The organism is Peribacillus sp. AS_2 (assembly GCF_026891895.1).
GTDB lineage: Bacteria > Bacillota > Bacilli > Bacillales > DSM-1321 > Peribacillus > Peribacillus frigoritolerans.
The window spans coordinates 73942-86560 of record NZ_JAPTGA010000004.1; the positions used below are offsets into that span (position 1 = coordinate 73942).

Annotated in this window: 8 protein-coding genes; all 8 read right to left on the reverse strand. The window is 42.3% G+C overall.

Features of this window, described 5'->3' with window-relative positions; translation table 11 throughout:
- Positions 1-10: 10 nt before the first annotated feature.
- On the reverse strand, positions 11-1141 hold the full coding sequence (nusA, locus tag OTG27_RS08240; RefSeq protein WP_057278398.1) for a transcription termination factor NusA: 1131 nt from the start codon (positions 1139-1141) through the stop codon (positions 11-13).
- A 43-nt stretch (positions 1142-1184) separates the two neighbouring features.
- Complete coding sequence (gene rimP, locus OTG27_RS08245; RefSeq protein ID WP_057278399.1) at positions 1185-1658, reverse strand: ribosome maturation factor RimP; 474 nt, start codon at positions 1656-1658, stop codon at positions 1185-1187.
- 193 nt (positions 1659-1851) lie between these two features.
- Entirely contained in the window at positions 1852-6174 is a 4323-nt protein-coding gene (locus OTG27_RS08250; protein WP_057278400.1) for a PolC-type DNA polymerase III, read from the reverse strand.
- A gap of 165 nt (positions 6175-6339) precedes the next feature.
- Complete coding sequence (locus tag OTG27_RS08255) at positions 6340-8040, reverse strand: proline--tRNA ligase (protein ID WP_268936695.1); 1701 nt, start codon at positions 8038-8040, stop codon at positions 6340-6342.
- Between the two features lie 269 nt (positions 8041-8309).
- Entirely contained in the window at positions 8310-9578 is a 1269-nt protein-coding gene (gene rseP / locus OTG27_RS08260) for an RIP metalloprotease RseP (RefSeq protein ID WP_034313629.1), read from the reverse strand.
- A 7-nt stretch (positions 9579-9585) separates the two neighbouring features.
- Positions 9586-10746 carry a 1-deoxy-D-xylulose-5-phosphate reductoisomerase gene (gene dxr / locus OTG27_RS08265; RefSeq protein WP_268936696.1) on the reverse strand — a complete coding sequence of 387 codons (1161 nt, stop codon included), beginning with the start codon at positions 10744-10746 and terminating at the stop codon, positions 9586-9588.
- A gap of 43 nt (positions 10747-10789) precedes the next feature.
- Positions 10790-11587, reverse strand: coding sequence for a phosphatidate cytidylyltransferase (locus OTG27_RS08270; RefSeq protein ID WP_034315397.1), 798 nt, complete (start codon positions 11585-11587; stop codon positions 10790-10792).
- A gap of 25 nt (positions 11588-11612) precedes the next feature.
- Positions 11613-12386: an undecaprenyl pyrophosphate synthase gene (locus OTG27_RS08275; RefSeq protein WP_034313634.1), complete on the reverse strand. Its 774-nt coding sequence runs from the start codon at positions 12384-12386 to the stop codon at positions 11613-11615.
- Between the last annotated feature and the right edge of the window lie 233 nt (positions 12387-12619).

Here is a 12619-nt window from a genome sequence, read left to right on the forward strand (position 1 = left end):
TCACCTCGAATTACTCGTTATCCTCTTCGAAATCTGTTTCCTCTTCAGTAACATAACTATCTCTGCTCAAAAGGAATTCCTGTTCTTCCACAGGATATATACCAGCTTCGCGGGCTTCCGTTTCACTCTTGATATCTATTTTCCAGCCTGTAAGCTTGGCAGCTAAACGGGCATTTTGTCCACGCTTACCAATTGCCAGGGAGAGTTGATAATCCGGTACGATTACAGTCGTCGCCTTTTCCTCTTCTTTAACAATGACCTCAAGTACTTTTGAAGGGCTTAAAGCATTCGCAACGAAAATGACCGGATTCTCCGACCATTTGACGATATCGATCTTTTCACCTTTCAATTCGTTGACGATGGCCTGAACACGCTGGCCTTTTTGGCCTACACAGGAACCGACAGGATCGACTTCTTCGTTATCGGAGTGCACGGAGATTTTTGAACGGTCGCCTGCTTCGCGGGCAACTGACTTGATCTCGACTGTTCCATCGAAAATTTCAGGCACTTCGATTTCGAATAAACGTTTTAAAAGGCCAGGATGTGAACGGGATACAAAAATTTGCGGACCCTTGGAAGTCTTTTCAACTTTAGTGATGAAAACTTTAATGCGGTCATGCGGTTTATATTGTTCATTCGGCATTTGCTCATTCACCGGGAGCAAAGCCTCGATTTTACCTAAGCTCACATAAATGAATCGGGAATCCTGGCGTTGAACGATACCAGTCATGATATCCTCTTCACGATCGATGAATTCGGCATAAATGATGCCCCGTTCCGCTTCACGCACCCTTTGAGTGACGACTTGTTTTGCTGTTTGTGCAGCAATACGGCCGAAATCCTTAGGTGTTACTTCCATTTCGACAACATCATCTAACTGATAGTTGGGATCGATTGCTCTTGCTTCTTCAACAGAAATTTCCAGACGCGAATCGAACACTTCGTCAACAACGTCTTTTCTGGCAAATACACGCATTGTTCCTTTACCAAGATTCAAGTCGATACGTACATTTTGTGCTTGGTTAAAGTTACGGCGATATGCCGATATTAGGGCAGATTCAATCGCGTCGATCAAAACCTCCCTGGAAATTCCTTTTTCGTTTTCTAAAATATAGAGAGCATCCAATAACTCATTGCCCATGGTGATCCCCCTTACGGATATTTAAATTAATGATTTGCTTGACTTAAGCGAAGGTAATCGCCAATCTTGCTTTGGCTACCTTTTCGAATGGTATGACGATCGTTTTCTTTCTTGTCTTGATTCTGACTTCGATTGTCACTTCTTCACCATCGAAACTGGTTAAGATTCCTTCGAATTCTTTTTCATCTAAAATGGGCTCGTATGTTTTTATGTAAACATTTTTACCGATAGCATTAAGGAAATCCTTCTCTTTTTTCAGAGGCCTTTCAGCTCCGGGTGATGAAACTTCGAGAAAATAATTTTGTGGAATCGGATCAACCTCATCAAGCTTTTCACTGAGTTTTTCACTCACATTTCCGCAATCATCAATATCTACGCCTGTTTCTTTATCAATGTACACTCGAAGGAACCAGCTTTTACCTTCCTTCACATACTCCACTTCGACTAATTCAAGCTGCAATTCTTCAAGAATTGGTAATGCTAATTCCTCTACGACTTCCGTTACCTTTTTACTCATTTGTTTCCTCCATACGTGCGTTGTATGCGCTTGGTTTCGGATTCAAAATAAATGGTCATTACAACACGAAAGAGTGGGTTTCCCCACTCTTGCCATTGGTTCCTCTTAGTATTTCCAATAAAAATATACCATAATCAAGATATTTATGCAAATATCATGTCTGTTTCTTCCTTTTTGAAATCCGTTTCCTCTTTTAAAATAAAGATAACTGATTTTGTTCAGGCAATGACTCCAGACAGCCTTGTTTATCAAGGTATTCAAGGATGGTCTTCGAAACCTTACCCCGCTGTTGAAGGTCTTCTTTAGAGAGGAATTCACCATTTCCCCGTGCGTTGACAATATTGATCGCCGCATTCGTTCCAAGACCAGGTATCGAATTGAAAGGCGGAATCAAAGTATTTCCTTCAATTAGGAATTGATCTGCACTGGATTTGTACAAGTCCACTTTAGCGAATGAATATCCTCGTTCACACATTTCCAAAGCTAGTTCAAGAACCGTCAATGTATTCTTTTCCTTTGTGGATGCATCCAATCCCTTTACCATGATTTCTTCCATTTTTGCTTTGATCGCTTGCGATCCCCGTGTCATGGCGTCGATTTCAAAATCATCGGCACGTACTGTAAAATAGGCCGCATAGTATAATAAGGGCAGATGCACTTTAAAATAGGCAATCCGGACAGCCATTAAGACGTAAGCTGCAGCATGGGCTTTCGGGAACATGTATTTAATCTTCTTACATGAATCGATATACCATTCCGGCACCTCATTTTTCCTCATTTCCTCTTCGAATTCCTCCGAGAGCCCTTTCCCTTTACGTACAGATTCCATGATTTTAAACGCCAGGGAAGGATCGAGACCTTGATAGATCAGATAGACCATAATATCATCCCGGCAGCCTATAACCTCACTTAGTGTGCAGATCCGGTTGTGGATCAGTTCCTGTGCATTGCTCAGCCATACATCCGTACCGTGGGAAAGGCCTGAAATCTGAACAAGCTCGGAAAAAGTCGTAGGTTTCGTATCTTCAAGCATCTGCCGGACAAAACGCGTACCAAATTCCGGGATGCCAAGCGTACCCGTTTTACACATGATCTGTTCTTCGGTAACTCCTAAAGATTCAGTACTGCTGAATATTTTCATTACTTCCGGATCATCGGTAGGAACGGTCTTTGGATCGATGCCACTTAAATCTTGAAGCATCCGGATTACTGTCGGATCATCGTGTCCAAGTATATCAAGTTTCAAAATATTATCGTGAATGGAATGGAAATCAAAGTGAGTTGTTTTCCACTCTGAATTCCGGTCATCCGCAGGGAACTGAATTGGTGTGAAATCATAGATATCCATATAATCCGGAACGACGATGATTCCGCCCGGGTGCTGTCCAGTCGTCCTTTTCACACCAGTACAACCGGCTACAAGGCGATCGGTCTCGGCTCCGCGCATATGGATGTTATTATCAGAGGAATACCCTTTAACATATCCATAAGCCGTTTTTTCAGCGACCGTACCAATCGTTCCGGCACGATATACATATTCTTCACCGAATAAGACCTTCGTATAGTTATGGGCCTTCGGCTGATATTCTCCTGAGAAGTTCAAGTCGATATCCGGAACCTTATCCCCTTTAAATCCAAGGAAAGTTTCAAACGGGATATCATGCCCGTCTTTTGTATAAGCGATGCCACAATCGGGACAGTCTTTATCGGGCAGGTCAAACCCTGAACCTACAGAACCGTCATTGAAGAATTCGGATTTCTTGCACTCAGGACATACATAATGCGGCGGAAGAGGGTTCACCTCTGTAATTTCAGTCATGGTGGCAACGAAAGATGATCCAACCGATCCCCTTGAGCCAACTAGATAACCATCATTCAATGATTTTTTAACAAGCTTGTGGGAAATTAAATAAATAACGGCAAAACCGTGGCCGATGATGCTTTTCAATTCTTTCTCAAGACGGGCTTCCACGATTTCCGGCAGGTTTTCCCCATAAATCTTCCTTGCCATGCCATAACTCATTTCACGCATCTCTTCATCTGCACCCTCAATTTTAGGTGTGTATAACTCATCCTTGATTGGCTTGATTTCTTCAATCATATCAGCGATTTTATTCGTGTTGGTTACCACGACCTCTTTGGCTTTCTCGGAACCGAGGAAGGAGAATTCCCGCAGCATTTCATCTGTTGTCCGAAAGTGTACGTCAGGAAGCTTATGACGATTCAGCGGGTTCGCGCCGCCTTGTGAATTCACAAGGATTTTACGGTAAATTTTATCATTCGGATCCAAATAATGCACATTTCCCGTGGCTACGACTGGCTTGTCCAGCTTTTCACCAAGCTTGACGATATTGGAGATGATCGTTTCTAATGATTTATCATCCCGTACATATTCAAGCTCAATCAAATGCTGATACACTTCCTTCGGATGGATTTCAAGATAATCGTAGAATTCGGCGATATCGACGACTTCCTCAAAACCCTTCTGCATCATCCCTTCAAAAACTTCCCCTTTATCACATCCCGATCCGACCAGGATTCCTTCACGATACTTTTTAAGTTGTGAGCGCGGTAATCGGGGCACACGATAGAAATAATCGATGTGTGATATTGAAATTAATTTAAAAAGGTTTTTTAACCCCGCCTGTGTTTGCGCGATCAACGTACAATGGGACGGCCGGGAACGCTGGTAAGCATTTCCTTTACCCATATTGTCATTAAGTTGATCATGATGGGTAATCTCCTTTTCCATTGCATCCTTCAGCATCTTCAGCATAAGGTAACCTGTAGCTTCGGCGTCATAAATGGCCCTATGATGCTGGGTCAAATCAATATCGAACTTTTTACATAGTGTATTTAACCGGTGATTTTTAAACTCCGGATATAAGAAACGGGCAAGTTCCAATGTATCAAGCACAGGATTGGAAGCTTTAGGATAACCCAAGTTTTTATAACCTATATTCAAAAACCCCATATCGAAGGCTGCGTTGTGGGCAACCAGGATTGCATCGCCCGCCCATTCCTTGAACTTTTCCAGCACTTCCGAGACTTCTGGAGCATTTTCTACAAGATCATCAGTGATTCCAGTCAATTCTATCGTCGTATTGGATAGTGGGTGATGCGGATTAGCAAATGACTCGAATCGATCAATGATGTCCCCGTCCCGGATTTTGACTGCAGCAAATTCAATGATCGTATCATAAACGGCTGACAGACCCGTCGTCTCTACGTCAAACACAACATAGGTTGCATCTGCCAAAGCGATATGCGCCTCATTATAAACGATGGGTACACCATCATTTACAAGATTCACTTCGACGCCATAAAGGATTTTGATACCATTCTTTTTCCCGGCACTATAAGCTTCAGGGAATGATTGTGCTCCCGCATGATCTGTAATGGCAACAGCCTTATGCCCCCACTTTGCAGCTTGGGCAACAAGCGCTGAAGTAGGTGTCACTGCATCCATCGAGCTCATTGGGGTATGCATATGCAGTTCTACACGCTTTTCTCCTTCCGGTGCCTTATCCTGCCGTCCTTGTTTAGAAATTTCATTTATATCATTTGCGATCATTACAAGGTCACGTACGAATGTATCATTTTGGATGCTGCCTTGGGCACGTACCCACATCCCTTTTTTCACTCGGGCAAGTATGGCAGCATCTTCTTTATCACGCGAGAACATTTTGACCAATATCGAGCTCGTATAATCCGTGACTTTAAATGTCAACAGGCTTCGTCCGCTTCGCAACTCACGCACTTCTGCATCAAATACGAAGCCTTCGATAGCAATCCTGCGCTCTTCATCGATAATTTGTTCGATTCTGCGGAAATCCGCATCTTCTTTAATCGTGTAGCCAATTTTAACCGGTCCTTCGTAGACGCCATCGTCGCCGCCTTTTTCCGATTCTTTCTTCTGCATTTCCACTAGCGCAGCAAGTCCCTTTTCCGCGTCTTCCTTTTGTTTCTCTTCCAAAAACTTTTGGTAATCAGGATTCGACACCGTTTCCTTCACTTCCGCTTCAAGTGTCAACGGAGGAAAACCGAATGTTTGGTAGATATTCGAAATGATGCCGGAGTATTTTCGTTTCAGCTGACCAGCTTCCGTATCATTTCGGGCGCTTACGATAAGCTTATATCCATTTACCGTTGGCACTTGTTCATTCAGAAGCGATAACAGTGCCGGAGACATGCCTTCAAGCTCACCAATGCAGTTTTTCCAATACTCTTTTACCAATTGTTCGGTCACTTGCGGATTGGCCACATTCAAGTTGAATGTGACCTTTGCAATATGGGAAAACGTACTTGCCAGATGAGTAGCAAGTCTTGTATGAACACTGCAAGGAATCAATGCAGGTATATTAAAGGCAAAATGCCATGTTTTGGACTCCCTCTCGATTGAGAGTTTATCAATTTCGGCACCTATGAAATAATTCACAAAGGCATCCTCGGTCAAGTCCATTTGCTGGAGCAAGAGTTGAAATCTCTCTCTACCGCTATTTGGATTTTGATCCATTCCCTCTCTCCCCTATCTACTATCTCTTTAGATATTATTCACTAGCATTTTCGTTTTGATATCAGAGGCTATTATAACATATCATGAATGTTTCACTAGTATCCAAATCCATGAAAAGGAAAGGCATCATCCAATTGAATGATGCCTAGTTCCCCCATTTTTAAATTATCCCAGTATTTCGTGAAGCTTTTGAGTTAGTTCAGCTCTTTCAAGTTCAAGAACCTCACCCGTTTTGCGAATTTTCACTTCGACAATTCCGTCGGATGCCTTTTTACCAACAGTCACCCTGACAGGAAGACCGATCAAGTCGGAGTCCGCGAATTTTACGCCTGCACGTTCTTGACGATCATCCATTAGAACTTCCATGCCTTGTGCCTTTAAATCTTTATATAAATCTTCTGCCAGGGCAGCCTGAGCCTCATCCTTCATATTGATTGGAATCAAATGGACTTGGTATGGCGCCAAATTCTTTGGCCAGACCAATCCTTTTTCATCGTTGAATTGTTCAGCAACAGCTGCAAGTGTACGGGAAACCCCAATACCATAACATCCCATGATCATTGGCTGCGACCGTCCATTCTCATCCAGGAATGTCGCATTCATAGCCTCGGAATATTTTGTTCCCAGCTTGAATACGTGGCCTACCTCAATTCCTTTGGCAAATTTAATTTTTCCGTTTCCGTCGGGCGATGGGTCGCCCTCTTGGATGAAACGAAGATCTATATAATTCGCCACGTTAAAATCACGAGCGGGATTGACGTTCACATAATGGTGGTCTTCCTCATTTGCACCACAAACTCCATTAACCATGGCTTCGACGGCAAGATCCGCAACTACTTCCACATCAGAAGTGACATTTATAGGTCCAAGAGATCCAATTGCACATCCCAAGACTTCCTTCGTCTCATTTGGATCGACCAAATCAACGATTGAAGCGTTATAGAAGTTCTTCAGCTTGATATCATTGACTTCATGATCTCCTCGTACCAAAACTAGCACATACTTTTCATCCACTTTAAACAATAATGATTTTATTAGTTTCGCTGCATCGGTATTCAGGAATGCAGCAACTTCTTCTATCGATTTTTGACCCGGTGTATGAATTTTTTCAAGTGCAATTTGTTCTTCGCTGCTTTTTTCATATTTTACATTCACAGGTGCCATTTCAATATTGGCTGCATAATCGGAAGTATCCGAATAAGCGATGGTATCCTCCCCTATTTCAGACAGGACCATGAATTCATGTGTATCCTTACCACCCATTGCCCCAGAATCGGCAATGACCGCACGGAAGTTCAACCCACAACGGCTAAATATATTCGAATATGCCGCAAATAAATTTTTATATACAGCATCCAGGCTTTCTTGATTAGCATGGAAAGAATAAGCATCCTTCATGATGAACTCACGTCCACGCAACAATCCGAAACGCGGTCTTTTTTCATCACGGAATTTGGTTTGGATTTGGTAAACCGTCAATGGAAGACGCTTATAGGATTTCACCTCATCGCGAACTAAACTGGTTATCACTTCTTCGTGCGTGGCACCAAGCGCAAATTCACGGTTGTTGCGATCCTTAAGCCGCATCAACTCTGGACCATAAGTATACCAGCGTCCAGATTCCTGCCAGAATTCAGCTTGTTGTAAAGCCGGCATCAACAGTTCCACTGCACCTGCATTTTCCAGTTCTTCCCTAACGATCGCCTCAACCTTTTGAAGCACCTTTTTTCCAAGCGGCATAAAACTATAAACCCCGCTGGAATTTTGTCTCATAAATCCTGCACGCAATAGCAGCTGATGACTTTTGATTTCAGCATCTGCAGGCACTTCCCTCAATGTAGGGATCAACGTCATACTTTGTTTCATATTTGCACCTCTTCAATATTTCCTTTAAATTACTTGCAGCTTCGGTAAATTTGATACCGCAACATTTTAATACGGTCATTTCATACAAAAAAGACTTTCCGGTCATTCAGAAAAGCTAATTTAATATACTCATTCTCGATTATACTTACGATTTCCCTAGAAAACAAACAATTTCCCCAAAACGATTAAAAAACTAGGAAATCCCTTCAGATAAGAAAACGGCCAACAGATAATTCTGCTGGCCAGTTTTTGCATTATCCAAACATGTCTTACAGGAAGAATCGCTGGATGTCATTCCAGGTAACGACAATCATCAATAACATCAGCAAAGCAAAGCCGATGAAGTGGACCATCCCTTCTTTTTGACGGTCAATTGGTTTCCCTCTTAAGAATTCGACCACAAAGAATAACAGTCTTCCTCCATCCAATGCCGGCAGCGGAAGCAGGTTCATGATTCCCAGGTTAATGCTTAGCAGCCCTGCCCATTTCATTAACGTGAATAAACCTTGTTTCGCCACTTCCTCAGTTGATTTATATATGCCTACAGGACCAGATAAACTGTCGATCGTAAATCCTCCCGTTACAAGATCACCAAGGATGATGAAGATTTGTTTTGTCCAAAAATACGTTTCTGTAAAACCATATTGTATAGCTTTAATCGGTGCTTTTTCAACCGGAGGGTAAACACCGATAATCCCGATTTTCTTCCCTTCCCTTTCCACTTCTTGTGGAACAACCGGTACTTCTAGTGTTTTCCCGTCCCTGTCAACGACAAACTCGATCTCTTGCCCAGGGTTCTTTTGAATGCTTTCCTGAACATCTCCCCAAGTGGAGACTTCCGTACCTTCTATGGATTGAATGACATCTCCCGATTTTAAACCGGCATTTACAGCCGAACCATCCGGAGTCAACTCACCTAGTTTCGCTTCATCCACCACAACACCTTGAAACAGGCCGATCAGCACAAAAATGACAAAAGCCAAAACGAAGTTCATTGCCGGACCAGCTACAATCGTCAGAAAACGATGCCCAAGCGACTTTGAGGCAAATTGCCGGTCAAAAGGAGCAATCTGGTTCTCTACACCATTTTCAACGATCACAGCCTCTTTATGGATGGCAAACGTTTTTAGTGTATCTTCCTCTCCCTCTTCATAACCAGTAAGGATCAGTTTATGATCAAGGTCGATCACTTCAACTTCCACAAGTCGAATATCAGGATATTTATCTTTATTGTTCAAAATGATCTTTGTAACATTCTCATCATTATCGAACATTAACCCCACCCGATAGCCGGGTTTCAATTCTATATTTTCTGCGTCTTCACCGGCCATACGCACGTAACCGCCAAGAGGAAGCAATCGGATGGTATAAACGGTTTCCTTCTTTTTATATGTGAATACTTTTGGCCCGAAACCGATTGCGAACTCACGGCATAAGATTCCTGCTCGCTTTGCAAACACTAAGTGCCCAAGCTCATGGAAAAAAACTAGAGCTCCAAAAATGATGATGAACGCTATAATCGTTTCTAAAGTCTGCATGTTCCGGTCACCTATCTTTCACTAAAGATTCTATATACTGCCTTGTCATATTATCGACTTCCTGAATCGTTTCTAAATCTGGAAGGGCTATGACGGAATGCTGATTCAGCGCTTTTTCAATTAACGTCTCAATTTCAAGGAAGGTTACCTTTCCAGATAAGAATGCAGAGACTGCGGCTTCATTGGCGGCATTCAACACAGTAGTCATCGTTCCGCCAATTTTACCTGCTTTATAAGCGAATTGCAAACAAGGATATCTGGTGAAATCCATATCCCTAAAATGCAGTTTGCCTGCTTCAGCAAGGTTCAATCGTTTGCGGCCTGCCAGCGGAATACGGTCTGGATAAGTAAGTGCATATTGTATCGGCACCCGCATATCCGGTGTCCCCAGTTGTGCTATCACGCTGGAGTCATGAAACTCAACCATGGAATGGATGATGCTTTCCTTATGTAGCAATACATCAATTTTATCGTAGGGAAGATCGAATAGCCAATGGGCCTCGATCACTTCCAATCCTTTATTCATCATTGATGCTGAATCGATCGTGATTTTAGCTCCCATTGACCAGTTCGGATGGTTCAGTGCCTCTTCCACCGTTACATCCTTCAATTCTTCCCTGGTCCGATCTCGAAAACTGCCTCCTGAAGCAGTAATGACAAGACGTTCTATATTTTTTTCCTTTTCACCTTGCAGTGCCTGAAAAATAGCTGAATGCTCACTGTCAACCGGCAGCAATCTGACCCCCGCTTTTTTTGCTTCACTCATGACCAAATGACCCGCCGTCACCAACGTCTCCTTGTTGGCGATAGCAATATCCTTTTTTGCCTTTATTGCTTGAAGTGTCGGATAAAGACCCACGCTTCCGATGACGGCATTGACCAATATCGTCGCCTGATCATAAACAGCAACAGCAGTCAATCCCTCATCCCCATACATGAACTCGATATCTTTGCGGTTGGAGAATTCACTTTTCAAAACATGATAATCTTCTTCCGTCTGGACTGAAACCAGTTTCGGTTCAAACTCTTGTATATAAGTCCTGACCAATTCTATATTCTTTCCAGCAGAAAGCGCCACGATCTTGAATTGATCTGGATGGGACCTGACTACATCCGCCGTTTGTTGACCAATTGATCCTGTCGCGCCCAAAAGGCTGATATTTTTCAAATTGTTCATCTCCTAATTCATATAACGCTTGCCTATATTTATATTATAAAACATGCAATAAATGCAAAATCGGTAAAATGAAGATCACACTATCTAGCCTGTCCAAAATTCCACCATGTCCCGGGAGAAGATTCCCTGAATCCTTAACGCCATAATGACGTTTATACGCGGATTGGACGAGATCACCCAATTGGCCGAATACCCCAATGATTAATGAAATCAATAATAATTGTAATAACGTGTAATCAAGGCTGGAGAAGGCGTAAAATAAAACACCCACCACCATCGCGGATATTAACCCGCCGATAAATCCTTCCACCGTCTTGTTTGGACTTATTTCTGGCCATAGCTTTCTTTTACCAAGCGATTTACCAATGAAGTAGGCTCCGGAATCAGTTGCCCAGATCGTAAATAGGGTAAGCAGGATATAGATCAGCCCCAACCCCAAAGAGTCACGTGTTTCAAATAGGAAGTAGAAACCTATCCCCAAGTATAGGATTGAAATCACTAGAAAGCCTGCGTCATCAAAGGTAAAACGGTTTTTTGAAACGACTGTATAAAGTAACAGCAGCAAAACCCCGATCAAGAATACTTGAACTTTATCATAATTAATTTCTGCCAAAAAAGCGGTATGCTCATTAGGCAATAAAAGCACCCACAATAATATGTGAGAAAGAAATGCTTCAAAAGAAAGTACACGTAACTTTTTCATTTTCATCAGTTCGTACAAACCAATTGAACCTAACAGATAAACCGTCAGTAAAAAGGGAGTGCCCCCTAAAATGACTAGTGGAATGAAGATAGCGGCAACTACGACCGCCGTAATAATTCGTTGTTTCATTATTCCATTTTCCTCGCCTTCTACATTAAACGCCACCGAATCTTCGTGAACGCTTTTGATACTCCTCAACCGCCTGCAATAAATGCTCTTCACTAAAATCCGGCCACAGCACTTCAGTAAACCAAAGCTCCGTATAAGCAGACTGCCAAAGCATGAAATTACTTAAACGGATTTCACCGCTAGTACGGATCAGTAAATCGGGATCCGACAAATGTTTGGTCATCAGGTAACTGGATACCATTTCCTCCGTTACATTTTCCTTTATTATACCATTCTTAGCATCTTGAATGATGCTATTCACTGCAGATACAATCTCCCCGCGGCTTCCATAGTTCAGGGCAAAATTCAGAATCATCCCATCATTGTCTTTCGTGTCTTCCATTGCCCGTTTAACGGCACTTTGAGTATGTGACGGAATGAGTGACAAGTCCCCAATCGTTTCAACTCTAACATTTTCGGAAATGAGCTCGGGCAAAAATGTCCCAAGAAATTCCTGTGGCAGCTTCATCAAAAAGTCGACTTCACTTTTCGGGCGTTTCCAATTTTCAGTGGAAAACGCATAGACCGTCAAAGTTTTGACCCCTAATTTATTGGCAACTTTCGTAATTCTACGAACGGTTTTCATTCCTTCATGATGACCCGCCACACGTGGCAATGCACGCTTTTTGGCCCAACGGCCGTTCCCATCCATAATGATGGCAATATGCTGAGGAACATCAAACTGTTTAATATGCTGAATCCTATTTGTTACATCGGAAGAAGCATCTTTTTTAACGAAACGCTTCCAAAGTGAATACATATGTTAGTCCCCCATCAGGTTGTACTTATCTCTCTACAAAGGCAAAGTTTTTCGTGCACTATGTATATCAAGCTTTCTGCCGCTTAAAAAGAATCTATATTATAATATCAAAAAAAAACTGGTTCTCATATTATTATTATGAAAATTATTTCTTCATTAGAAGCTTGAAAGGGAGAAATCATTCCTTCTTTTTTTCTGAAACCGATTATGACTGACATGAAAAATGCAAAAAA